Annotated in this window: 20 protein-coding genes, 3 pseudogenes and 1 riboswitch; of the genes and pseudogenes, 12 read left to right on the forward strand and 11 right to left on the reverse strand. The window is 71.1% G+C overall.

Annotated features, from left to right (window positions below; translation table 11 throughout):
• Positions 1–368: 368 nt before the first annotated feature.
• The 3 genes and pseudogenes from trpS to IG02_RS43045 all read left to right on the forward strand — a co-directional run bounded on the left by trpS (position 369) and on the right by IG02_RS43045 (position 2,457).
• Positions 369–1,334, forward strand: a complete 966-nt coding sequence (trpS, locus tag IG02_RS0122825; protein WP_030751208.1) for a tryptophan--tRNA ligase — start codon at positions 369–371, stop codon at positions 1,332–1,334.
• A gap of 387 nt (positions 1,335–1,721) precedes the next feature.
• Positions 1,722–1,949, forward strand: a pseudogene (locus tag IG02_RS43970) (recombinase family protein); the annotation flags it as partial.
• 67 nt (positions 1,950–2,016) lie between these two features.
• On the forward strand, positions 2,017–2,457 hold the full coding sequence (locus tag IG02_RS43045) for a recombinase family protein (RefSeq protein WP_267958526.1): 441 nt from the start codon (positions 2,017–2,019) through the stop codon (positions 2,455–2,457).
• 250 nt (positions 2,458–2,707) lie between these two features.
• Here the strand turns inward: IG02_RS43045 and IG02_RS0122835 are convergent, their stop codons facing one another.
• Complete coding sequence (locus tag IG02_RS0122835; protein WP_030751210.1) at positions 2,708–3,355, reverse strand: DUF4232 domain-containing protein; 648 nt, start codon at positions 3,353–3,355, stop codon at positions 2,708–2,710.
• Positions 3,356–3,669: 314 nt separating this feature from the next.
• Between IG02_RS0122835 and IG02_RS0122840 the strand changes: the two genes are divergently transcribed.
• Complete coding sequence (locus IG02_RS0122840; RefSeq protein WP_030751213.1) at positions 3,670–4,812, forward strand: PQQ-dependent sugar dehydrogenase; 1,143 nt, start codon at positions 3,670–3,672, stop codon at positions 4,810–4,812.
• A 214-nt stretch (positions 4,813–5,026) separates the two neighbouring features.
• Here the strand turns inward: IG02_RS0122840 and IG02_RS0122845 are convergent, their stop codons facing one another.
• Positions 5,027–5,455, reverse strand: a complete 429-nt coding sequence (locus IG02_RS0122845; RefSeq protein ID WP_420707787.1) for an ATP-binding protein — start codon at positions 5,453–5,455, stop codon at positions 5,027–5,029.
• Positions 5,456–5,748: 293 nt separating this feature from the next.
• Between IG02_RS0122845 and IG02_RS0122850 the strand changes: the two genes are divergently transcribed.
• The 4 genes and pseudogenes from IG02_RS0122850 to IG02_RS43050 all read left to right on the forward strand — a co-directional run.
• Positions 5,749–6,660 (forward strand): helix-turn-helix domain-containing protein, encoded by a 912-nt coding sequence (locus IG02_RS0122850; protein WP_030751218.1) that lies wholly within the window; start codon positions 5,749–5,751, stop codon positions 6,658–6,660.
• The gene (locus IG02_RS36815) at positions 6,563–6,832 is read left to right on the forward strand and encodes a DUF397 domain-containing protein (protein WP_078854760.1); all 270 of its coding nucleotides are present in this window, start codon (positions 6,563–6,565) and stop codon (positions 6,830–6,832) included. Before IG02_RS0122850 ends, IG02_RS36815 begins: the two co-directional genes overlap by 98 nt.
• A 282-nt stretch (positions 6,833–7,114) precedes the next feature.
• Positions 7,115–8,059 carry a hypothetical protein gene (locus tag IG02_RS0122860; RefSeq protein WP_030751220.1) on the forward strand — a complete coding sequence of 315 codons (945 nt, stop codon included), beginning with the start codon at positions 7,115–7,117 and terminating at the stop codon, positions 8,057–8,059.
• A gap of 116 nt (positions 8,060–8,175) precedes the next feature.
• Positions 8,176–8,277, forward strand: a pseudogene (locus IG02_RS43050) (ABC transporter ATP-binding protein); the annotation flags it as partial.
• Here the strand turns inward: IG02_RS43050 and IG02_RS0122865 are convergent.
• The 3 genes from IG02_RS0122865 to IG02_RS0122875 are packed head-to-tail and all read right to left on the reverse strand — an operon-like array spanning position 8,273 to position 11,093.
• A complete protein-coding gene (locus tag IG02_RS0122865) occupies positions 8,273–9,292 on the reverse strand; it encodes an ABC transporter substrate-binding protein (protein ID WP_030751222.1) in 1,020 nt (339 codons plus the stop codon). The pseudogene IG02_RS43050 and the gene IG02_RS0122865 sit on opposite strands and share 5 nt — an antisense overlap.
• A gap of 17 nt (positions 9,293–9,309) precedes the next feature.
• Positions 9,310–10,077 carry an ABC transporter ATP-binding protein gene (locus tag IG02_RS0122870; RefSeq protein ID WP_030751225.1) on the reverse strand — a complete coding sequence of 256 codons (768 nt, stop codon included), beginning with the start codon at positions 10,075–10,077 and terminating at the stop codon, positions 9,310–9,312.
• Between the two features lie 2 nt (positions 10,078–10,079).
• Positions 10,080–11,093: a FecCD family ABC transporter permease gene (locus tag IG02_RS0122875; RefSeq protein ID WP_420707788.1), complete on the reverse strand. Its 1,014-nt coding sequence runs from the start codon at positions 11,091–11,093 to the stop codon at positions 10,080–10,082.
• A 300-nt stretch (positions 11,094–11,393) separates the two neighbouring features.
• Positions 11,394–11,475: riboswitch (cobalamin riboswitch) on the reverse strand.
• A gap of 146 nt (positions 11,476–11,621) precedes the next feature.
• On the opposite strand from IG02_RS0122875, the gene IG02_RS0122880 reads away from it, so the two are divergent.
• Complete coding sequence (locus tag IG02_RS0122880; RefSeq protein WP_051765549.1) at positions 11,622–11,885, forward strand: hypothetical protein; 264 nt, start codon at positions 11,622–11,624, stop codon at positions 11,883–11,885.
• A gap of 130 nt (positions 11,886–12,015) precedes the next feature.
• Here IG02_RS0122880 and tatA read toward each other — a convergent pair whose 3' ends face one another.
• Entirely contained in the window at positions 12,016–12,279 is a 264-nt protein-coding gene (gene tatA / locus IG02_RS0122885; RefSeq protein ID WP_030751234.1) for a Sec-independent protein translocase subunit TatA, read from the reverse strand.
• Positions 12,280–12,434: 155 nt separating this feature from the next.
• On the opposite strand from tatA, the gene IG02_RS0122890 reads away from it, so the two are divergent.
• Complete coding sequence (locus IG02_RS0122890; protein WP_051765551.1) at positions 12,435–13,997, forward strand: LCP family protein; 1,563 nt, start codon at positions 12,435–12,437, stop codon at positions 13,995–13,997.
• A 6-nt stretch (positions 13,998–14,003) separates the two neighbouring features.
• Here the strand turns inward: IG02_RS0122890 and IG02_RS0122895 are convergent, their stop codons facing one another.
• The 4 genes and pseudogenes from IG02_RS0122895 to IG02_RS0122910 all read right to left on the reverse strand — a co-directional run bounded on the left by IG02_RS0122895 (position 14,004) and on the right by IG02_RS0122910 (position 18,787).
• Complete coding sequence (locus IG02_RS0122895) at positions 14,004–16,868, reverse strand: HAD-IC family P-type ATPase (RefSeq protein WP_078854729.1); 2,865 nt, start codon at positions 16,866–16,868, stop codon at positions 14,004–14,006.
• Positions 16,869–17,019: 151 nt separating this feature from the next.
• Positions 17,020–17,331, reverse strand: a pseudogene (locus IG02_RS0122900) (ArsR/SmtB family transcription factor); the annotation flags it as partial.
• Between the two features lie 237 nt (positions 17,332–17,568).
• Positions 17,569–17,829 (reverse strand): twin-arginine translocase TatA/TatE family subunit, encoded by a 261-nt coding sequence (locus IG02_RS0122905; protein ID WP_030751245.1) that lies wholly within the window; start codon positions 17,827–17,829, stop codon positions 17,569–17,571.
• A gap of 241 nt (positions 17,830–18,070) precedes the next feature.
• The gene (locus IG02_RS0122910) at positions 18,071–18,787 is read right to left on the reverse strand and encodes a hemerythrin domain-containing protein (protein WP_030751247.1); all 717 of its coding nucleotides are present in this window, start codon (positions 18,785–18,787) and stop codon (positions 18,071–18,073) included.
• Positions 18,788–19,018: 231 nt separating this feature from the next.
• Here IG02_RS0122910 and IG02_RS0122915 point away from each other — a divergent pair, with 231 nt between their 5' ends.
• Together IG02_RS0122915 and IG02_RS0122920 are read left to right on the forward strand one after the other, a co-directional pair.
• Complete coding sequence (locus tag IG02_RS0122915; protein ID WP_030751250.1) at positions 19,019–20,923, forward strand: S9 family peptidase; 1,905 nt, start codon at positions 19,019–19,021, stop codon at positions 20,921–20,923.
• Positions 20,924–21,041: 118 nt separating this feature from the next.
• On the forward strand, positions 21,042–21,794 hold the full coding sequence (locus IG02_RS0122920) for an SURF1 family protein (RefSeq protein ID WP_030751253.1): 753 nt from the start codon (positions 21,042–21,044) through the stop codon (positions 21,792–21,794).
• Between the two features lie 203 nt (positions 21,795–21,997).
• On the opposite strand, the gene IG02_RS0122925 is transcribed toward IG02_RS0122920, so the two are convergent.
• Positions 21,998–23,071 carry a hypothetical protein gene (locus IG02_RS0122925; RefSeq protein WP_234314868.1) on the reverse strand — a complete coding sequence of 358 codons (1,074 nt, stop codon included), beginning with the start codon at positions 23,069–23,071 and terminating at the stop codon, positions 21,998–22,000.
• Positions 23,072–23,386 lie beyond the last annotated feature (315 nt).

A 23,386-nucleotide genomic window follows, 5' to 3' on the forward strand; every position in this document is an offset into this window, starting at 1 on the left:
CCCTGCCGCGATGCGCCGGATGAACGGAAGCCTCTGCATTTTTCGATCAAGAGCCCTCGCGGTGCCAGGAATCGGCCATCGGCTCTTGGCGGTCACGCCCCATCTCGTTCCGCCAAGCGGTCCGAGACAGACATGAAATTAAGCCGAATGGCGCAATCGCGAACTGCTGGCCTGTAAGCACCACTCTCATGATCTCTTGCTGCTAGCCTCTGATGCCATGTGGAGCAGAAGTCAATCGTGGTGGCCCGCTTTCCAGCGGGTCTGACTCCTGTTTCCTCCTCCTACAGGCCAGACGCCCCGCGCGGTGGCTGGCCATGGCGGTCGACCACTCCACGGGCCCTGGCGAAGACCTCGCAAGGGAGCAAGTGATGATCAGGCTGTCGGGAATCACCCCCTCAGGCGAAGCGCACCTGGGTAACTACCTCGGAGCCATTCGGCGTTGGGCCAGGGAACCGGGCCAGGGGGACCTCTACTTCGTCAGCAATCTGCATGCCATGACGGTTCCCCATGAGCCGGACCGCCTGCGCAAGCTGACCGAGCACCAGCTCGCGATCCTCATCGCGTCCGGAGTCCCGGCAGAAAGCATGTTCGTGCAGTCTGACCTCATCCAGGAACACATGGCGCTGTCCTGGCTGCTGGAGTGCACCTGCACCTTCGGAGAGGCCAGGCGCATGGTGCAGTTCAAGGAGAAGTCCGACGGCAACAGCTCAGTACGCCTGGGTCTGCTCACCTATCCGGTGCTCATGGCAGCGGACATCCTGCTGCACGGTACGACCGAAGTCCCGGTCGGCAACGACCAGAACCAGCACGTGGAACTCGCTCGCACCCTGGCTCGTCGGTTCAACTCGACATACGGCGAGGTTTTCGTGGTCCCCGAGGCGGTCCTGCCCACGGCTGGTGCCCGGGTCCGAGACCTGGCGAATCCCGCCAAGAAGATGTCGAAGTCGTCCTTGGAACCGGATAGTATCGTTTACGTCCTGGATGATCCGGACGTCGTCCGCCGCAAGTTCCGGCGTGCCGTGACGGACGGGTTGAGCAAGGTCACCTACGACCCGCAGGAGCAGCCCGGCGTCGCCAACCTCCTCGAGATCATGGCTGCGTGCACCGACACGAGCCCTGCTGACGTCGCCAGTGGCATTACGACGTACCGCGACCTCAAGGAGTCCGTGGCCGACGTGGTCGTCAAGGAACTGGAGCCCGTCCGTGAGCGTGCCCTGGACCTTCTCCGGAGCGGCTCCGAACTGCGGGAGATCCGTACCGCAGGAGCGGACCGCGCCCGGGACCGGTCCGGATCCCGTCTGAACCGCGCGCTCGAACTCGCGGGAGTGGGCTGAGCGTCGCCCGGAGCGGGAGCGGGACGAGCTCCCGCTCCGGGCGACGCTACTGAACTTGATCATGTGTGATGTCAGGCCATGAGCCTCGGAACGTTCCGGGGTGAGCGGCAGCCCGCTCATCCCGGATTCACCGGCTCGGCAGAGAGCAGGACCGTGCGGCGGCCGGGTGTTCCATAGACGGGTCGCTTGTGAAACACCCGCCCGCGCGGTCGTCCGCCTGCGGTGATCATGTTTCATGAGTCGTTGCAAACGACTGAACGTCTGAAACACCCTCATGAAACGGTTCGGGCTTGTGAGTGACAACTTCAAGCGCGTGGAATCGCACGACTGCCCGATGTCCGCCTGCGCCGCCCCGCGGGGTCCCCGTGCCGGACCGGCAAGGGCAAGGTGGCGATCCAGTACCACACCGCCCGCTTTTGCCTGGTACCCCAACTCGCCAAGGCCCTGAGCGTGCCGACCCCCGCCGTACGCAAGCCGGGGTCGGTCTGGACCGAGCTTCCCCGGCCGGTGAGCGCCGGCGCCGAGCCGGTCGGTCACGTCCGCCTCGGATACGCCCGCGCCTCGACCGCCCGGCAGTCTCTCGACGCACAGCTCGACTCCCTCGCCGAGGCCGGGGTGACACGCGTCTTCTCGGAGAAGATCTCCACCCGTGCCACCCGGCGCCCCGAGCTGGTAGGCCGCCGTGAAGCTCGCCCGGGAGATTCGCTCCTCCGGCCTCGCCGTCACCCTCGTCGTCCACAAACACAAACGACTCGGCCGCGGCATCGAACTCGCCATGCTCGCCGAGGAGTTGAAGGCGAGCGGCGTCGGCCTGGAGTTCCTCACCGGGGAGCTCAAAGGCTCGCACGACCCCTCCGGGATCGTGTTCACGGTGCTCGCCGCGATGTCCGGCATGGAGCGCGAGTACTCCTTGACGCTGCCGCAAAAGGAACGACCTGGCCGGCGCCACCGTACTCAAAGTGACTGCCGGACTGGACACCACGCCCATGCAAATTCCCGCGCGCAATGCGACGAGCAGAAGCGATCGCAGCCCGCTACTCGACCAACTGGGAGAATCTGGGAGAAGATCTTCTCCCAGAGCCCCTCCGAGACCGCGCCACACCAATCGACACCAATGGTCTGACCTGCGCAAACGGAAGACAGGCTGGTGTCGATCACGCCCGAAGCTCATTCGGGACGAAGAGGTCGTGGGTTCAAATCCCGCCACCCCGACAGCCGTAAGACCAGGTCAGGCCCGGTGCTGAGAGATCAGTACCGGGCCTGATGTGCGTTGCGGGCCCGTTTTGGGAGCGACTGGGGAGCCGACTTCAGGAGCGGCTCCCCTGTGGCTCCCTCGGGAGGTGTTCTGCCATCGAGCGCACCGCGCACCGCCCTTACTCGGTCGTGTGCGTGGGGTAGACCTGGACGTCGGTGTAGGCGCCCTTGATGTCCCCCGCGCCCGTGGGCCACTCCAGGCTCACGGTGTGGGTCTCGTTCGGGGGCGTCACCAGGATGTTGGTGGGGGACGAGAGGCTCTCGCCCGTGTTGTCGATGTCGTAGGCGAGGTTGAAGACAGCGGCGTCACCGGGCTTCAGAGTGGTGACGCGCGGCTGGGCCTGGCCGCGCTCGATGGGGTTCGAGGTGTTGTCGGCGTCCTTGATGTCGACGCCCGCGAAGCCCGTCGCCGAGCACGTGGTCGAACCCCGGTTGATCATGGTGATGTCGATCCTGCCGGTGGTCTCGTCGGGCGCGGCGTCCCTGGCGTCGATGGCCAGGTCCTCCGTCTTGCAGAACGTGACCTTGCTACCGGTCTTCGTCGCACCGTTCGCGGCGCCGGTGCCGGCGTGGGCCTCGGTGTTCTCACCGGAGTCCGTCTTCATGTTGCCGGCCTCCGAGTCACCGGCGCCCGAGGACGAAGAAGACGAGGACGAGGAGCGCTTGGAGGACGAGTCCTTCCCGGAGCCGTCGCTGCCACAGGCGGTGAGCGAGAGGGTGGCGGCGACACCGATGGCGGCGAGAGCGGTGAGGCGGGTGTACTTCATGGTGTCCCCCAGGACTGGCGTGGTGCGTGCGGTCGGAAGTATTTGTATCTCGCACCGAGTTACAGGCGGTCCACCGCGACGTTCTCGTTCTGTCACAGGGCCCCGTGCTGAAAGCCGCCACGCGGGAGGACCGGGCTGGAAGCCTGCGTGCGGGGCCCGGGGGTCTACGCCAAAACGTCCTGTCCCTCTATCCTCATCCATGGCCAGTGGCACACATTCCCCCCACCCAGGTTGCGTGCTGGCGCGGGCGACGCCCACACAACTCTGCCCAAGCAGCCGGGTTCCCCCCATTCGCTGCCTCTAGGAGGGTCACGGTGAAAGTTCGCACGAAAAGCTCGGCGATCATCGGCACCATCTGCATGGTCGCCTCCCTCACCTTAGCCACGGCGTACGCCGACGAGCCCAGCGCTCCGCGTCAGGCTCGGGCGGCGGAGGTCACGCTCGAGGAAGTGGCCACCGCCCGGAATCCGGTCGCCGGCACCGCCGGCCCCGGTGACACAGTGTGGATCGCCGAACGCGCGGGCACCGTACGAGTACTGGACGATCAGGGGCTCGGTGAGCCCGTCCTGGACATCTCCAGCGAGACCACCACCGACGGCGAACGCGGCCTGCTGGGCGTCGCGTTCGACAAGGAGTTCGCACACTTCTACATCTCGTTCACCGACCGTGAGGGCACCAGCACCGTCGACGAATTCGCCGTGCGGGACGGCAGGATCCAGCCGGACACCCGTCGCACCGTCCTCACTCAGACGCAGCCGTACGCCAATCACAACGGCGGCGACATCCAGTTCGGCCCCGACGGCTACCTCTACATCGCGTTCGGCGACGGCGGCTCGGGCGGTGACCCGCACGGCAACGGGCAGAACCTCGACACGCTGCTCGGCAAGCTGCTGCGGATCGACCCGAGCGGGGGCGAGCCGTACGCGATCCCATCGGACAACCCGTTCGTGGACGACCCGAACGCGAAGGACGAGATCTGGGCATACGGGCTGCGCAATCCGTGGCGGTTCTCCTTCGACGCGGGCACGGGCGACCTGCTGATCGGCGACGTCGGCCAGAACGCCTGGGAGGAGATCGACTGGGCCCCGGCGAACAGCAAGGGCGGCGAGAACTACGGCTGGTCCTCGATGGAGGGCAACCACCCCTACCGGGGCGGCACCGAGCCCGCGAACCACGTGCCGCCGGTCCACGAGTACGACCGTAACGGGCTGGGCTGCTCGGTGACCGGCGGATACGTCTACCACGGCGAGGCGATCCCGGATCTCCAGGGGCAGTACGTGTTCAGCGACTACTGCGACGGCACCGTCCGCGCTCTGCGGATGGAGAACGGCAAGGTGACCGGCGAGAGCGACCTCGGAGTCAACGCCGGCCAGGTCGTCTCGTTCGCGCAGGACGGTGACGGCGAACTGTACGTGCTCGACATCGGTGGCGGCGTCTCCCGCATCAACCCGGCGTAACGGCAACCACCGCCGACCAAGGAAACCAGCGAGCGGCCGCATTTGCTCAGGTTGCCGCGAAGCACCAGGTCAGGGGCCTGATCCGCATCGCGTGTCCATCGCGGGTCGGGCCCCTGGCTCGTTTCCACCGCATCCCGGGCAGAGCCGGCTCCGCACGGCCTTCGCCCTGCCTTCGCCCGGCTGGCCGCCCCGGCTTCACCGGGGTGACCACGATTCACTCTGTCCCGGCGGTGGTTGGTGAGGGTGAGGGTGAGTGTACGGAGATCTCCGCCCATACCGTTTTGCCCAGCGGATGACGTGGCGCCGAGCCCCAGCGCACGGCCAGGACGTCCACCAGGAGCAGCCCCCGGCCCGACTCGCCCTCGGGAGCCGACGAAGGCGCGGTCGCGGGGAGCCGTTTCGCGGAGGCCGCGTCCGCGACCTCTACGCGGACCAGACCCGCCGCCGTGTCGAGAGCGAGCCGGAGGCCCACGTCACGTCCGGGCACACGGGCGTGCCGCACGGCGTTCGCGGCGAGTTCCGCGACGACGAGCGCGACCGCGCACGACGCGTCCGACGCCGGCGGATACCCCCACTCGTCCATGCGCCGTACGGCGAGCCGCCGGGCCAGTCGCGCTCCCTGCGGAGATGAGGCCAATTGCACGGCAAGGGGTGGCCATTCGCCCTGTACGTCAGCGGGGGCGCCCGCCTCGGCCGGCACGGGCTCGGCGCCACGCCCCGGTTCGTCCGCCGGGACGGTCGTTTCTGTCAGCACGGCTTGTTCCGTCCTTGTTTCGTTGAGCAGAGGAGGGTGTCGCACGATGTGCGCGATCCATTACGTTCCGCACTCAAGAATCGGCCGACCGCCCTACGATCAACAGGTGACACAGCCTTACTTTTCACCCCGTAAGGAACGGAAGTGACGCTTTGGCCCACGCAATTGATCCCAGCGCGTCGATGGCCGCACTGTTCGGTGCGCGGGTCCGCAGACTCCGTACGACGGCCGGACTGACCCAGGCCGAACTCGGCGACAGAACGCACGTGGTGAGCACCCGGATCACCCAGATCGAACGGGCGTCCGGGGCGAAGCCGACACTGGCGCTGGCACGGGCGCTGGACGCGGCGCTCGGCGCGGACGACCTGCTGGTGGAGCTGTGGCCGTACGTGTACCGGGAGGCGTTCCCGGACTGGTCGCGGAAGTTCATGGCGTACTCGGAACGGGCGGTGGCCATCCGTGAGTACGCGGCGCATGTGGTGCCGGGTCTGTTGCAGACCGAGCCGTACGCGCGGGCGGTGCTCAGCCTGGACGTGCTGCTCGACGGCGAAGAGCAGTTGGCCGAGCGAGTCACTGCCCGGATGGGTCGGCAGGGACGCTTGAGCTCGGCCGATCGCCCGGAGCTGTGCGTGATCCTGGACGAGGCGGTACTGAGGCGCCCCATCGGCAACCATGGTGTGATGCGGCAGCAGTTGGCGCGACTGCTCGGTGTGGCAGCGGAACGTCACATCACCGTGCAGGTACTGCCGTTCGACCAAGGCGGACACGAGGCGATGGGTGGCTCGCTGACGATCCTGACCCTGCCGGACGGCTCGGAAGTGGCCTACACGGAAGGCTCGGACTACGGCCAACTCATCGAGGAACCGGCCCATGTCAACCGCTACAAGGTGATTTACGATCGGCTGAGGGCGGCAGCGGTGCCCCCGCTCATGTCGCTCGACATGATCCGATCGACCATGGAGGGCAACTACCGTGGCGCGAATCTCCCGTCCCGAACTGAACGGCGCCGTCTGGCGCAGGAGCAGCTACAGCAATCAGGCGGGCGGCAACTGCGTGGAAGTCGCCGACGGATTCCGGGGCGCCGACTGGCATAAGAGCAGCTACAGCAATCAGGCGGGGGGCGACTGCGTGGAGGTCGCCGACGGGCTCCAGGCCGTCGTCCCCGTCCGTGACAGCAAGGTCCCGCACGGCGCGGCACTCTGCTTCGAAGCCGCCGCCTGGGCCGCCTTCATACGCGAGTTGAAGGCCGGACACCGCCGTCCCTGAGACGGCCGGGCTCCGGTCGCCGTCCGCGCCCCGGGCCCACCGGCCCCCTGTCCGCGAGGGCCCGGCGCGCCGCTGACCTCCTCAAAGAACCTGGGGAAAGAACTACCCGCCCACCCACCCTCCCCTGCTGCCCAGCCCTCGTCACTCGTCCGAGTGACCAGCTTGCAGGCGTGGGATTCGAGCGGTTACGTTCGCCGCGACTACCGCACACAGACATCGGCCCCCGGCCGGGACTGGCATCCCGATCGAGGGCCTGACCACACAGGAAGCAGACCCTTCCCAATGGCTGATCCGCAGTCTAACGCGCGCCTGCGCGCCTCCGCCGGAGCTCCGACGTCCGGCGTGATCCACGTCCGCACCCGGCTCACCGCCGACTTCACCGTGATCTCCAACGCCCTCGCGCAACGACGCGGCAGCGCGGTCACGGTCGGTGTCGCGGCGTACATCCTCTCCCTGCCCGACGGCGCTCCCGTGACCATCGCCGCCCTGTGCGAGCACTTCAGCGAGGGGGAGATCCTGATCTCGCGAGCGCTCAGGGAGCTGGAGGAGGCCGGGTACCTGGAGCGCCGCCGCGAGCGCCTGTCCTCCGGGCGGATCCGTACCCGTACGTGCTTCTACGACGTCCCCGGCGGCGACGGCGACGGCGACGGCGACGGAACCGGTGGCCCGGTCGGGTCGGGTGACCCGGACGGGGCGGACGGGGCGGACGTACCGCCCGAGCCGCCGAAGCCGCCCCGGCCGCGCAGGCGGCCCACCGGCGGCGACGCCCCGTTACCTGCGGCGCCCGCTCCCACTCCCCTCCCCGCCCCGGACACCCGGCAACAGGCCGAGGAACCGGCACCGCTCGCCGACGCCGACCCGCAGGCCGTCGCCGTACTGTCCACACTGCGCCGCGTCGACCCCCGCCTCGTCCTGTCCGCGCGCGAGGCCGCCCGGCTGGCACCCGCCGTCTCCGAGTGGCTGGCGGCCGGAATCGGAGCGCGCGAGATCACCGAACTGCTCACCACGCGACTGCCCGACCGCTTCCGGGCCCGCCCGGCCGGCATCCTCGCCTTCCGCCTGCGGGAGACACCGCTGCCCGAGCCGGCCGACAGCACTGAACCCCTCGTACCTCCGGCGGCCGTGTCCATGCGGAACTGCGACGGCTGCGAGCGGGGTTTCCGTTCGGCGGAACACGACCGTTGCCGGGACTGCCGTTCCCGGGCCGAACTCCCCGCAGCCGGCTGAGCCGGTGGCCGGGTGTGCGGTCCACCCGCAGGTGGGAGGCTTGATGTGGCACGATGCGAGACCCGGTGCCAAAAGGAGGTGGGGCATGGTCGACAGGTTCCAGGACGGGCTTCTACTACCGCGCCGCCACCGGCGCCGGGCTGCTCGCCGTGGGCCACGGCCACACACTCCTGCGACGCTGGTGCGACCGCACGGTTCACTGGGACGGCATCGTCACCGGGCCACCGTCCGCAGGTACGCGCCGAGCCGGGCGACGGCGGACGGGTTACGAGGGCTCTCCACCAGGTCGGCGTAGTCCAGGACGAAGATCCTCCGGTGCTTGACCGCGGAAACGTTCCGCAAGGGGGCGTACGACAGCAGGAACTCCCTCTTCCGCTCCGCGCCGACGTCCCCGTAGTCGCAGATGACGATGGTCTCGGGGTCCCGCTCGACGACGGACTCCCAGCCGACGGCGGTCCAGGAGTCCTCGATGTCGTCCATGACGTTGACCCCGCCGGCCTTGCTGATGATCTCGCCGGGAGCGGCGTAGCGGCCCGATGTGAAGGGCTGGTCCTCGCCGCTGTCGTAGAGGAAGACCCGGGGGCGGTGGGCGGGCGCCTTCGCCTCGGTGGCGGCGATCCTCTTCTTGAAGCCGGCGATCAGCGCGGCGGCCCGCTCCTCGACGCCGAAGAGCTTGCCGAGGTTGGTGAGATCGGCGTACAGGGCGTCGAGGGGCGGCATGATGCCGCGCGAGGTCTTCGTACGGCCGTTGCGGCAGGACTCGGTCAGGACGTACGTCGGTATACCGAGCTTCTTCAGGGCGTCCGGTGTGAGGCCGCTGTCCTCGCTGAAGCCGTAGTTCCAGCCGGCGAAGACGAGGTCGGCGCGGGCGTCGAGCACGTTCTCCCTGGTGAGCCTGGACTTGGAGAGCCACGGGACCTTGTCGTAGCCGCGCTTCCACGGCACGTCGGTCAGGTCGCCCTTGTCGTCGGGCATGGCGAAGCCGGCCATGCGGTCCTCCAGGCCGAGGGCGAACATCAGCTCGGTGATGCCGATGTCGTTGGTGACCACGCGCTCCGGGACCTTGTCGTACGTCACCTTCCTTCCGCAGTTGGTGACGGTGACGGCGCCGGACTTCGCGTCCGTGGACGACGACGACTCGACACGCGCACCGCAACCGGTGGCGGTGGCTACGACGGCGAGGCACAGGGCGGCGGCGAGCAAGGGGCGCGTACGAGTCCTCAAGTGGCGCATGTGGCGCATACCAGTCCTCACGTGGCGGGCGGAAGAAGGTCGAACAGGAGCTGTACGGTGCCCGTCTCCGGGTGCCGCACAGGATGGGCCCGCACTCCGAACACCTCGGCCAGCAGGGCGGGTCGGAGAACGTCGTGCGGCGGCCCGGAGGCCACGATCCGGCCGCCGTCGATGACGTACAGCAGATCGCAGTGCGCGGCGGCCAGGTTCAGGTCGTGCAGGGCGGCGAGCACGGTGAGGCCGCTGCCGCGGACCAGGGCGAGCACGTCCAGCTGGTGGGCTATGTCGAGGTGGTTGGTGGGCTCGTCGAGGACGAGGACCCGGGGCCGCTGGGCGAGCGCGCGGGCGATGAGGACGCGCTGCTTCTCACCGCCGGACAGGGCGAGGAAGCCACGGCCTGCGAGGTGGGCCACACCGGTGCGTGCCATGGCCCGCGCGCAGACGGCACGGTCCTCGGCGGACGTGCGGTTCCGGTGCGGCAGCCGCCCCATCGCCACCACCTCGGCGACGGTGAAGTCGAACTCGGCGGACGACTCCTGCGGCAGAGCGGCCAGTTCCCGGGCGGCGGCCCGTGGTGCCATGGCGTGCAGGTCGTCCCCGTCGAGGCGGACGGCTCCCCCGGCCGGGCGCAGCGCACGGTACACGCAGCGCAGCAGCGTCGACTTGCCGCTGCCGTTCGGGCCGACGAGCCCGACGAACGCGCCGCTGTCCACGGCGATCCGGACGTCCTCGACCAGCCGGGTCCCGGCGGCCTCGACCGTCACGTCCTCGATGTCGAGCCGCATCGTCACCGGCCTCCGAACGCGTAGCCGCCGCGCCGCATGAGCAGCAGGAAGGCGGGGACTCCGACCACCGCGGTGATCACTCCGACGGGCAGTTCGGCCGGCGCGAGCAGGAGCCGGGACAGCAGGTCCGCCCACACCAGCAGCACGGCTCCGGCGAGGGGCGCCACCGCGAGCACCCGCCGGTGGTCGGCCCCGACGAGTATCCGTACGACGTGCGGCACCATCAGCCCGACGAAGCCGATGGCCCCGCTGACCGCGACCACGGTGCCGGTCACGGCGGCGGTGACGAGGAACAGCTCCCGGCGCAGCCGGGCGGGCTGGACGCCGAGGGCGGCGGAGGTCTCGTCGCCCATGGCGAGCGCGTTGAGCGGTTCGGCCCGCCGGCGCAGCCAGGCCCACCCGGCCGCCACGGTCACCGCGGCGAGCGGCACCCGGGCCCAGGTCGCGCCGCCCAGGCTGCCCAGCAGCCACATCATCGCCGAGCGGGCCGCCTCGCCGCGGGCCGCGCCGAACACCATGACCGTGGTGACGGCCTCGAAGCCGTACGCCAGCGCGGTCCCGGTCAGGATCAGCCGTAACGGGGTCAGCCCGTGGGGCGACCGGGCCACGGCGTACACCAGCGCCGTGGCCGCGAGCGCCGAGGCGAACGCCGACACCGACAGTGCCCACACCCCCAGCCCGGCGAACGCCCCGAGCAGGATGACCGCGTTGGCGCCGACCGTGGCCCCCGAGGAGATGCCCAGGACGAACGGATCGGCGAGCGCGTTGCGGACCATCGCCTGCACGGCGACCCCGACCGTCGCGAGGCCCGCCCCGACGACCGCGCCGAGCACGGCGCGCGGCAGCCGGATCTCCCAGACGATGGTGTACGCGGCGGCGTCAGTGGCCGGTACGGTCCCGCCGGTGAGCCCGGCCCACAGAAACCGGAACACGTCCGCCCAGCCGATCCCGGCGGCCCCCAGCCCCACGCCGCACACGAGCGAGACCAGGAGCAGCAGCCCGAGCCCGGGCACCAGGACGGGCAGGGGTACGCGCCCGGGAGCGGTTAAGCGGGCAGGAGCGGGATTCCGGCCGGGAGCGAGGCTGCGGGCAGGGGCGGGGCCGGGGCCACGAGCGGGGCCACTACGTCCGGGAGCGGGGCCTCGCCCGGCAGCGGGGTCACGCCCGGGAGCGGGATTTCGGCGCACGGTCGGGGCGCTCCTTCGCCTCGGGCCGCCTGGGAAGCGTCACACGAGGAGTCAGCCCGTACGGTACGAAGGCCGCGCGGTCCCCTCTCGCAGTCCACGGCGAGCAGTCATCGGGTCGGCGCCGTCCACGGGCGATCGGGCTCACGCGGACGTCCGGGGGACGCCGCGCACACCGTTGCGGGTCAGCGCCGGACTCTCACCGGACTTCCCCCGCGGGAGGCGTCGGGGAGCCTAACAGAGGCCGGCCGGCCGCCGGCAGACGGCGCCCCGGGACGGGGCGGAGTGCTGGGGCGTCGGCAGCCATGGTTTATTAGTTGCGCAAGCTTTAAAGTATTAAGTATGAGCGATCACAGCAGGATGAACCCGCGCGGGCCGCGCGGGCCGCGCGAAAGGCTCGGGGAGTACGACGGGATCGCGGAGGTCGCCGTGCTCGACGGCGGGCCGGCGGACGGGGTGCGGATGCGGGTCATGGACCGGCCCTCGGTGGTGCAGGTGACGTATCCCTGCGAGCCCGACGGGCCGACGGGTGGGGCCGAGGTGGGGGCGTTCTACGTGTACCGGCGCGACCCGCGCGTACGGGAGTCGCCGCTGCGGTACGGGTACGACCGGGCCAGCCCGTGACATGAGCGGCGGCCGAACGGGGCGGCCGGGCGACCGGCCACCGGAAGGCCGGCCACCGAGAGGCCGGGCGGCGGAACGGCTCGACGGAACGACGGCCGACGACGTAACGCGACCGCCGACACGGCGGGCGTCAGGGCGTCTTGGAGGTCCGCTCCTCGCGCGGCACGGCCTCGGCCTCGGCCCCCGTCGCGGTCACGGTCCGCACGGGCGGCGCGTCGGGGGACGGCGCGCGCTCGGCGGCGTCCCCCTTCATCGCCTTCGTCTCGCTCTTGAGAATGCGCAGGGACTTGCCCAGCGAACGGGCCGTGTCCGGAAGCCTCTTCGAGCCGAACAGCAAGATGACCACGATGGCCACGATCAGCAGGTGCCAGGGCTCCAGCCCGTTTCGCAGCATCCGTGCCCACTCTCCCTCTCGTCCATCTCATCCGTCACCCGCGCCACCGGCCGGGGCCGCGGGTACCATCACTCCATAAGATTGCTACATTGCGCAACTGTACAACCGTTGGACGGCTCCACCGGTATGTGGGTCACGGCGATGAGGGTGGGCGGATGGCGGGCAGCCGACGGCGGAAGCAGGAGCGGGCGGCGCCCGTACGGTCCGGCCTCCGGGTTGCCCTGGCCCTCCTGGTCCTGGCCTCGGCCGGACTCGGCTGGGTCTACTTCCGGCTGAACGGCAACATCAGCACCTTCGGCGCGGGCGGCCTCTCCGACAACCGCCCCGTCGGCTCGTCGGAGGGCCAGAACGTGCTCGTCATCGGCTCCGACGCCCGCACCGGCGGGAACGAGGAACTGGGCGGCGGCGACAGGGACGACGTCGGCCGCTCCGACACGGCCTTCCTGCTGCATGTCTACGGCGACCGCGAGCACGCCGTCGCCGTGTCCGTACCGCGCGACACCCTGGTGGACATACCCCCCTGCCGGCTGCCGGACGGAAGCTGGACGGAGGAGCAGACCAACGCCATGTTCAACTCGGCGTTCTCCGTGGGCCGGACGCCCCAGGGCAACCCCGCCTGCACCCAGAACACCGTCGAGAAGCTCACCGGCCTCCGCGTGGACCACACCGTCGTCGTGGACTTCAAGGGCTTCTCGAAACTGACCGAGGTCGTGGGCGGAGTCCAGGTGTGCGTGCCGCAGGACATCTACCAGCAGGACCTCAACCCGAACCGGACCACCCGGGGCGAACGCATCTTCTCCAAGGGCCCCCAGGAGGTGTCCGGTCAGAAGGCGCTGGACTATGTACGGATACGGCACGGAATGGGCGACGGTTCGGACATAGGCCGGATCAAACGCCAACAGGCCTTCGTCGCGAGCCTGATGAAGAAGGTGAAGAGCGACGGCCTCACGCCGACGAAACTGCTGCCTCTCGCGGACGCCGCGACAGAGTCCATGACGGTCGATCCCGGTCTGGGCTCAGCGGACAAATTGATCAGTTTCGCCATGTCCCTCAAAGACATCGATCTGCACAACACCAAGTTCGTGACCATTCCTTGGCGCTACGAAGGGTCGCGCGTCGCGGTCGTCGAGCCGGACGCGTCCGCTCTCTGGGCCTCGTTGAGGGCGGACCGTACGATCGACGGCACCGACGCGAGCGGCGGGAAGGCGAAGAGCGGCCCTCCGGTCAACAGCGTTCCTTCGGGCAGCGGTACCGGCGACCCGTCCGCCGGTACCGGGGCGTCCGGCGGCGTCGTGTCCGGTGACGGCATATCCGTCGCCGTCTACAACGGCACCACCGTCGACGGCCTGGCCGCTCGCGCCGCCGCCGCGCTGACCAGCCACGCCTTCACGGTGACGGACACCGCGACCGCGAGCACCCAGGACCACGGCACCACCCTGGTCGAGTACGGGCCCGGCCAGGAGAAGGAGGCGCGCACCGTCGCCCGGCTCTTCCCGGGCGCGGAGCTGCGGTCCGTGTCCGGCACCGGGATCAGTGTCGTGCTCGGCGCGGCGTACGTGAACCAGCCCGCGGTGGAGGACACCCCGGCGGCGCCGGCCCCCGGTTCGGATCCCGGTTCGGCCGCGTCGTCATCGGGCTCGTCGTCCGTGCCGTCCGGCGTCGCCGAGGACGCCCGTTCCGCGGACGACGATCCCTGTTCGAACCTCTCCTACGGCTGATCTCTCCTACGGCTGACCGGGAGCCGGGACCACCACCTCGCCGTCCCCCTTCGCCTCGCCGTCCCCCTTCTCTTCCCCGCCCTCGCCCGCCTCCGCCCACCGGCGTTCGTAGCGGTTCCTGGCCAGGCACAGCCCCGCCGCGTACAGCCCGAGGACCGCGGCGAGCAGCAGGTAGTAGGGCAGGGGAAGCGCGGGCATCCCGAGCACCGGGCCGAGCGGCGAGAGCGGCAGCAGCAGACCCGTCACGGCCAGCGCGGCGGCGGCCCAGCGGACCGGGCCGGCCGCGCGGAGAGCGGCCCTTCGACCGGCCGTCCGGTCCTTTGTGGCCGGCCCGCCGCCGCGTACGCCCGGACGCAACAGCAGCATCACCAGCGCCTGGGTGAGCAGGTTCTCCGTGAACCACCCGGAGTGGAACGCCGCCTGTCCGCCGTCCCCGCCCGCCGTACCCGCCGCGTCCGCCGTGCTCAGAGCCAGCGCGAGGACCCCGAACGTGGCGAGGTCCGCGACCGCGTTGAGCAGGCCGAAGCCGGTGATGAACCGCAGGAACGTACGGGACCGCAGCCGCGTCGGCCGGCGCAGCACGTCCGGCCGGGCCCTCTCGTACGCGAAGGCGAGCTGCGCCGCGTCGAAGCACAGGTTCTGCGCGAGCACCTGGGCCGGGAGCATCGGCAGGAACGGCAGCGCCAGCCCCGCCACGAGCATCGCGAGGACGTTGCCGAGGTTCGAGGAGAGCGTGATGCGCAGGTACGTGGCGATGTTGCCGCTGGAGTGGCGCCCGGCCCCGATCGCGTGGTCGATCGCGGTGAGGTCCTTCTCCGCGAGGACCACGTCCGCGCTCTCCCGCACCACGTCGACGGCGTCGCGCGGGCAGAGCCCGACATCGGCGGCGTACAGCGCGGGCAGGTCGTTGACGCCGTCCCCGAGGAAGCCGGTGGTGTGCCCGTCGGCTCGTACGGCGGCGACGATACGGGCCTTGTGCTCAGGCGTGCAGCGCGCGAAGACGGTCGTACGGCGAGCGATTCTGGCGAGTTCGTCATCCGTAAGGGCGTCGATACGGTCGGCCGTGACCACTTCGGCGTCCTGAAGGCCGAGATCCAGACAGGCGCGGACGGCCGTGCCCGGGTGGTCGCCTGTGAGGATCCTGACCGTGACGCCCCGGGCGGCGAAGACGCCCAGCGCGTCGGCGGCGGTCGGGGCGAGCGCGTCGCGGAACGCGACGAAGCCCACGAAGTCGAGCCCCCGTTCGTCGGCCGGGGTGTGCGCGCGAGCACGGGCCGGACGCTCGGCGGTGGCGACCGCGAGCAGCCGCAGGCCGCCACGCGTCTCCTGAGCGGCGAGGGCGGTGAGACGGGCGTGCTCCGCCTCGTCGAGCGCGCACCGGTCCAGGACCGCTTCTACGGAGCCCTTGACGACGAGGGTGTGGGTGCCGAGGCGGCCGGGGCGGCGTACGACCGCCGTGGACAGCCGTCGTACCGGGTCGAAGGGGAGCGCCGTCACGCCCTCGTGGCCGTCGTCCCCGGCCCCATGGAGCGCCGCGTCCAGGATCGCCTCGTCCAGAGCGTCCGGGGCCGGCAGATCGGCCAGGTGCAGCGTCCACCACGCGTTGACCGCGGCCCAGCGCAGCACCTCGGGGTCGTGCGCCCCCCGCGCGTCCAGGGCGCGCTCCACCACCGGCCGGTCCTGGGTGAGCGTGCCCGTCTTGTCCAGGAAGAGGACGTCCATCGCCCCCAGGTCGTGCAGCGCGGGCAGCCGCTTGACGATGATCCCGTGTCCCCGTGCGAGGCGGGCCGCGCCCCGGGCCAGCGCCGTGGTGACGATCACGGGCAGCATTTCAGGCGTGAGCCCGACCGCCACCGCCACCGCGAACGGCAGCGTCTCCAGACCCCGCCCGCGCAGCGCGGCGTTCGCCATCAGGACGAGCGGCGGGGTCAGCAGCATGAACCGGATCAGGACCCAGGAGATCCCCCGCACCGACCGGTCGAAGGCGCTGGCGGGGCGTTTCCCGGGCCCGCCGCGCGCCGCCGCGAAGCGGGTACGGGCCCCGGTCGCGACGACGATCGCCGTACCGCTGCCCGAGGCGACACTGCTGCCCTGGAAGCACAACTCGGGCTGTGCGAACACCCCGCGGTCGCCACCGGTCCCGGCGGCGCGGGCGGCGTGGGCGGCGTAAGGAGCGTGGGCGGCCTCGGCGCCGGCGCCCGCGTCGACCGGGTACTTGGCGACCGGCGCGGACTCCCCTGTCAGCGGCGCCTGATGGACGGTGAGGCCGCTCGCGCGCAGCAGTCGTACGTCGGCCGGGACCAGGTCGCCGGGACCGAGGCGGATCACATCGCCGGGCACGAGCTGGTCGACGGGGATCTCCCGGGCCCACGCCCGGCCACGCGGGTCGGTTCCGTACGCACCCTGGCCGGACGTTCCGGTCACGCCCGGGTCCGAACCGAACGTTCCCGGTCCCGATCCCGGTCCCGTTCCGCGCTTTCCGTCGGCCCCGGGCGCCTCGGGACGGCGCAGCACCGTCGCCGTCGTCGCCACCAGCTCGCGCAGGGCGGCCATGGAGCGGTCGGCCCGGTACTCGCCCGACGAGCGCAGGAGGCAGCTGACGGCGACGAGGGAGAGGATGACGAAGGCGGTGCCCCAGGCGGCGACAGCCGCCGAGACGAGACCGAGGCAGAGCAGGACGGCGGTGAAAGGATCCCGCAGGCTCCGCAGGAACCGGCGCGGCCAGGACGCCGTGCGCCACTCGGGGACGATGTTCTCGCCGTAGCGGAGCAGCCGCTCCTCGGCCTGCGCTTCCGTGAGACCGCGTGGACCGCTGTCGAGACGCCGCAGGACCTGGAGGGAGGTCGCCGCGGACTCAGGCACCAACGTCATCGACGCGCCGTACCGAGGCCGGTGCCGGTGACCGGCCTTGTGGCCGCGCGGATGTCTGAACCTGGCCCTGGCCCTGCGCCTGCCCGTGCCCGTGTCCGTTCGCCTGCCTCTGCCCCTGCGCCTGCGGCACCTGGGCGTGGGTCCGGGCCACGCGGTCGGTCAGCTGGCCGACCATGAGCCGTACGACCGTCACCACATCGGGGTCGTCCACGAAGTACACCTGCCGACGGCCTTCCCGGCGCGACCGTACGAGACCGGCCAGCTTCAGCTTGGTCAGGTGCTGGCTCACGGCGGGGAGCGCGCCGCCCACGCGTTCGGCGAGCCCGCTCACGTCGCTCTCGCCCTGCGACAGCACCCAGACGATGTGCAGCCGGGCCGGGGACGCGAGCAGCCCGAACGCGGCGGCCGCCTCCGCCAGCACTCCGGCGGGAGGGTCCCCGAAGCCGCCGACATCTGCCGTCACGATCACTCTCCCGTCCCGCGGGCCACCGGCCGGCCCGTCCGCGTGCCCACCCGGCCCCGACTGACCGGAACCGGCCACCCAGTCTAGGGCGCGCGTCGGCGCCCCACGCCGGGCCGGGCGGCTGGGGATACGGGGCGCGACGCGGTGCTGCGCCGGTACGGGAGCGCCGGGGCACCGGGGCCGGGCGCCGGGGGCAACGGCGGAGCCGGGCGCCGAAACAGCGCGCGGCCGGCCGGTTCAGGAGCGCGCGGGCGGGTCCTCACGCTCGACGACACGGCCGGTGATGACGTGCGATTCGCCCTGCGTACCACCGACGGCCTGGCCTGCGGCGGTGTCCTGCGCGGAGTCCTTCTTCCCCTCCTCCTTCATGGCCTTCGCCTCGCTCTTGAGGATGCGCGCCGATTTGCCCGCCGCGCGGGCCAGTTCGGGCAGCTTCTTCGCCCCGAGAACCAGTACGAGAACGATGAGGATCAGGGCCAGTTCGCCAATGCCGAACATGAGGTGTGCTCTCTCCCGGAAGAGGCGGGCCCCGGCGAGGGGCGGGATCCGTAATGGGGCGGGGGCCGATGCGTCCGGCTTGCGGCACATCGGCATCTACAGGTCTGTAGAAGTATCGCGCACCCGGACGCGGCCGGACAAGCCCGCATCCGGCCGCATCCGCATCCACATCCGGTCCGCCGCCGGCCCGCGTCCCGGCATTCACATCCCGGCGGTCTCCCGTTCAAGAGCGCGCTGCTGTTCAACGGCTATACGGCTGTTCAGAGGCGCACAGCGCCTTCTTGACCGCCTTGTACCGCGCCCGCAGCACCGGCCTCAGCCAACGCACCGTGACGGGAAAGCCGTCGATGATCCGCTCGTACCCCGCGACCGGCTCCGGATCCCCCATCAGACCGAAGACCAGAGAGGGCCCGGCGTGCGGGGCTCCGTCGAAAACGGCGCTGCGCAACTGCGCGACGTCCTCGTCCGCCACCTTCGGGAACAGATCGAGCAGCACGGGTTCCTCCGCGTCGGCGTGCCGTTCCATCGAGGTCTGGACGGTCTCCACGGCGGGCAGTCCCGTGAGCGCCACCGCGCCGACGATCCCCAGCACGGCCTCACGCTCCCCGGGGACCTGGGGGATGTCGATCGCGTCCACCACCCTGGCGAGCGCGTGCAGTTCGACTTCGAGCGCCTGGTGCTCGGTTGTCAGGAGGTCGAGGTCGACCGCCCGCTCGGGGAAGCGGTCGCGCAGCACGGGCCACAGCGTCTGCTCGGCGCTTTCGTGGTGGCCGTGGATGAACGCGATCAGCCAGCGGGTCGCGTTGACCAGAACCTTGACGTCGACCGAATAGCCGCCGGCGAGACGCGCGAACGCCTCGGACACGAGGGCGGTACCCCGGCGCATGATCGTATGTACGGCGAGCAACTCGTCACCGAGGCGCGATCGCTCGGCCTCGAGCGCGGGTGAAGCAGCCATCGCTTGTCCCTCAAACACACTCAAATTAATTCAGCAGGAATATCGCTATTAATTCCTTTTTCATACTCACAGCCGGAATACCCATAGAATGATCGCATTACGCACCTCACGCGCCTTCCTGGCGAGTCGATACGGATTCCTAACGGCCGGGCCGGTCACCCGGCGGCCGAGTTGTCCACAGGCTGGGGCCGGCCCCGGCGGAATGTCGGAGGCCGGGCGCAGAATGGGGGCATGACTGACATCACCGGTTCGATGCCGGAGTGGGAGAAGCGCTTCCGGGCGCCGCGGGTTTCGCTGCCCGACTGGGCGGAGGACGCGCCTGAGCGGGCGCTGTTCGTCTCCAACGCGACGGGGACGTACGAGCTGTACGCGTGGGACCGCGCGACGGGCCGGCAGCGCCAGGTGACGGACCGGCCGAACGGGACCACGGACGGGGTGCTCTCGCTCGACGGCGAGTGGATCTGGTGGTTCTCGGACACGGACGGGGACGAATTCGGGGTCTGGATGCGTCAGCCGTTCACCGGCCGGCCGGCCTCGTCCGGGGCCGTCACACCCGAGGAGACCGCCGCGCGCGAAGACGCCGTCACGCGCGAGGACGCCGATGATTCGGACGCCGTCGGGGCGGGGGCGCAGGGGCCGGACGAGCCCGCGGCTCCGGGCCTGGCTCCCTCCTATCCGGCCGGGCTGGCGCTCGGCCGGGACGGCACGGCGGTGATCGGGCGCTCGACCGACGAGGACGGCTCGACGATCCATGTCGTGCGGCCAGGACAGCGGCCCGTGGAGATCTACCGGCACCGCGAGTCGGCGGGCGTCGGGGATCTGTCGCACGACGGGACGCTGCTCGCGATCGAGCACACCGAGCACGGGGACGCGATGCACTCGGCGGTGCGGGTGCTGCGGCTGGACGGCTCCGTGGTGAACGAGCTGGACGACACGGCGGGCGGCACGCGCGAACTGGGCCTCGAAGTGCTGGGCTTCGCGCCGGTGCGCGGCGACAACCGCCTGCTCGTCGGCCACCAGCGACGGGGCCGCTGGGAGCCGGTCATCTGGGACCCGCTGACCGGAGTGGAGACGGAGCCGGCGATCGAGCTTCCCGGCGATGTCAACGCCGAGTGGTATCCGGACGGCTCGGGGCTGCTGATCTCCCACAGCTTCGAGGCCCGGGGCGAGCTGTGGCGCTACGACTTCGCCAGGAGCGCGCTGGTCCAGGTGGAGACCCCGGCCGGGACGGTGTCGGGGGCGACGGCCCGGCCGGACGGGAGCGTGGAGTACCTGTGGTCGTCGGCGGCCCGCCCGCCGGAGGTGCGGTCCACGGCGGGCGGCGTGGTCCTGGATCCGCCGGGGCCGAAGGCGCCCGCGTCCGTGCCGGTGGAGGACGCCTGGGTCGAGGGGCCCGGGGGCCGGGTGCACGCGCTGGTGCAGCGGCCGGCCGGCGAGGGGCCGTTCCCGACGGTCTTCGACATCCACGGCGGCCCTACGTGGCACGACAGCGACGCCTTCGCCGCGGGCCCGGCCGCCTGGGTGGACCAGGGGTACGCGGTCGTGCGGGTCAACTACCGGGGCTCGACCGGGTACGGACGGGAGTGGACGGACGCGCTCAAGCACCGGGTCGGGCTGATCGAGCTGGAGGACATCGCGGCGGTCCGGGAATGGGCGGTGGCCTCCGGCCTGGCCGATCCGGCGAAGCTGGTCCTCTCCGGCGGCTCCTGGGGCGGCTATCTTACGCTCCTCGGCCTCGGCACCCAGCCCGACGCCTGGGCCGTGGGGCTGGCGGCCGTGCCCGTCGCGGACTACGTGACGGCGTACCACGACGAGATGGAGGCCCTCAAGGCGATGGACCGCACGCTGCTGGGCGGCACGCCGGAGGAGGTGCCGGAGCGGTTCGAGGCGTCGTCGCCCCTGACGTACGTCGACGCGGTGAAGGCGCCGGTCTACATCTCGGCGGGGGTGAACGATCCGCGCTGCCCGATCCGCCAGGTGGAGAACTACGTGGACCGGCTGGCGGCCCGCGGAGCGGTCCACGAGGTGTACCGGTACGACGCGGGTCATGGCTCGCTGGTGGTGGAGGAACGGATCAAGCAGGTGCGGCTGGAGCTGGACTTCGTGGCACGGCATCTGGGGAAGGGGACGGCCTGACGGCGCGGACACACCGGTGAGCGAGAGGCGAGTACAAGGGAGGTGAGTACACGCGTTCGGGCCCGTGGGCCCGGGCCCCGGCGCCCGGGTGCGGGGCGGCGTTCCGTACCTTAGAGGGGTGTACCGGTTCTTGGTGACTCCGCGCTGGTGGGGAATCAACGTCTTCGTCGTGCTGGCCATCCCCGTGTGCATCTTCATGGGGACCTGGCAGCTCGGCCGCTTCGAGGCCCGGGTGGACACCCACCGGGCGGCCGAGCGGCAGCCGGACCCGGGAAAGCGCGCGGCGGTCCCGGTGGAGACGCTGCTGCCGGTCGACCAGGAGACCTCGGGACGGCACGCCACCGCGAGCGGTCGGTACGAGGACCAGTTCCTGGTGCCCGACCGGAGGCTGGACGACGCGACGGGTTCGTACGTGCTGACCATGCTGCGCACCGACAGCGGCAAGGCGCTGCCGGTCGTACGGGGCTGGCTGGCCGACGGCGCGAAGGCACCGGCGCCGCCACGGGGCGAGGTCACGGTCACCGGGGCGCTCCAGGCGTCGGAGTCCACCGGGTCGGACGGGGTGCACACGAGCGGCGGGCTGCCGGAGGGGCAGCTCGGCATGATCAGCGCGGCATCGCTGGTCAATGTCGTGCCGTACGACGTCTACAACGCCTGGATCACCGTGGACCGGGCGGCGGACGGGCTGCGGGCCGTACCGGCGTCCGCCCCGCAGAACAGCGGACTGGACCTGAAGGCGTTCCAGAACCTCGGCTACACCGGCGAGTGGTTCGTGTTCGCCGGTTTCGTGGTCTTCATGTGGTTCCGGCTGTTCCGCCGCGAGGTCGAGACCGCGAAGGACCGGGCGCTGGGCCTGGAAACGGCGGCCTGAGCCGGCGCCGCGCGCGGCGCCGGGCCCTGCCGGAAGGGCTCGGGTCCGGCGGGCCCGCGGGGCGCCCCTTCCGAGCGGGCCTTCGGAGAGCGCCTTCGGAGAGCGCCGGCCCGTTGCCGACCGTTGGCGCGCCGACCGGGGCGGGGCAGCTGCGTCTCCTCCGGCCTCGGCCGCGCCACCGGGCGGGTACGCTCGGCGCCGCGTCATGACGCGGCGATGGCTCCGGTCCGGTAGATCGTGCCGACGCAGGCGTTGGGGATCGTCGTCTGCGCGAAGGGCGCGCCCGCCTGCGGAACGTGCGACACCGACACGCTGCCGTCCGCCGTCCCGCCCGTGTCGTAGCCGAGCTGCGGCTCCACGTTCGAGCCGTCCGAACCCGATCCGGGGTTCGCCCCCGGGTCCGTACCTCCGCCGCCCGCACCCGAGGAGCTGCCCTCGGTGGGCGTCGGACCGGGCGAGGGCCCGACGGGCTGACAGCTCTCCGAGGGCACCCAGGCGAACCGCACCTCGTACGCCCCGCTCGGCGCCAGCGTCAGCGTCGACGCCTCCTGGGACGGATCGGGCAGGCCGGGTGCCGGGTCTCCCGCCGCGTGCCGCACGACGGTGATCCTGCTTCCGTCGGCCGCGCCGCTCGCCTGGGTGCCGACCGTTCCGGAGTCGGTGACGGTACAGGTGGTGCCCGAGACATTGGCGATACGGAAGGTGCCGTACACCGTGCCGGAGGCGTCCGGCGCGCCCGCTTCCGCGGCGGCGACCTGGAGCTGGCCCGCGACGCAGAGGGACGAGGACGCGACGGAACCCCCGCCGGGCTTGTCCGCGCCGCCCTTGGTGCCCTCCGACGTGTTGGGGGCGTGCTCCTCCGGCTTCGCCTTCTTCCCCGGCTCGTCCTCGTCGACGGTGGACACCTTGTCGGACGGACGGTCCGGGTCGTCGTGCGGGCTGTCGGGCCGCCGGTCGGGGTCCGTGTCGTCGTGTGACTCCTGGCCGTGGCCCGCGTTCACGGACTGCTTGTTCACCGCGGTGCCGGAGTTCGCGACGTGGACGAACGCCGGTACCGCCGTGCTCAGCAGCAGGGCCGCGGCCGCCATGCCGACGACGGCCTGGCGCTTTCTGGCCCGCCGGGCCGGTACCGCCTTGCGCAGATGGTCGAGGGCGTCGTCGGCGGGACGGAGGTCCGCGACAGCGCTGTGCATCAGGCGTCGAAGCGCCAGTTCGTCGTCGTCGAAGCCGTCCGAACCGTCGGGACCGTCCGAGCCGTCGAGGCTGACGCTGTGCAACTGGGCACCCGGAAAAGCGCCCGTGCCGCGATCACGGTCAGGGCCAGGGGCAAGGCCAGGGCCACGATCAGGGTCAGGGGCACCGGCGTCGTTGTTGCCGTCGGCCGTGGCTTCCACCGTGGCTTTCACCGTGGCTTCCACCGGGCCTTCCGCCCTACCTCGCGCCGAGCTCTGTGCCGCGTCCTCTGCTGTGCCGTCGGTCGCGCTCAGAGGCTCGTCCGGTGACACGGCCGACGCCGCGTCCGCCGCTGGGGACGCGGCGGGGCCTTCGAGGCCGCTCTGTCCGTTTTCCGGCCCGTTGTTCACAATGTCGTT

Source organism: Streptomyces sp. NRRL F-5135 (genome assembly GCF_000719775.1).
GTDB classification, from domain to species: Bacteria; Actinomycetota; Actinomycetes; order Streptomycetales; family Streptomycetaceae; genus Streptomyces; species Streptomyces hebeiensis.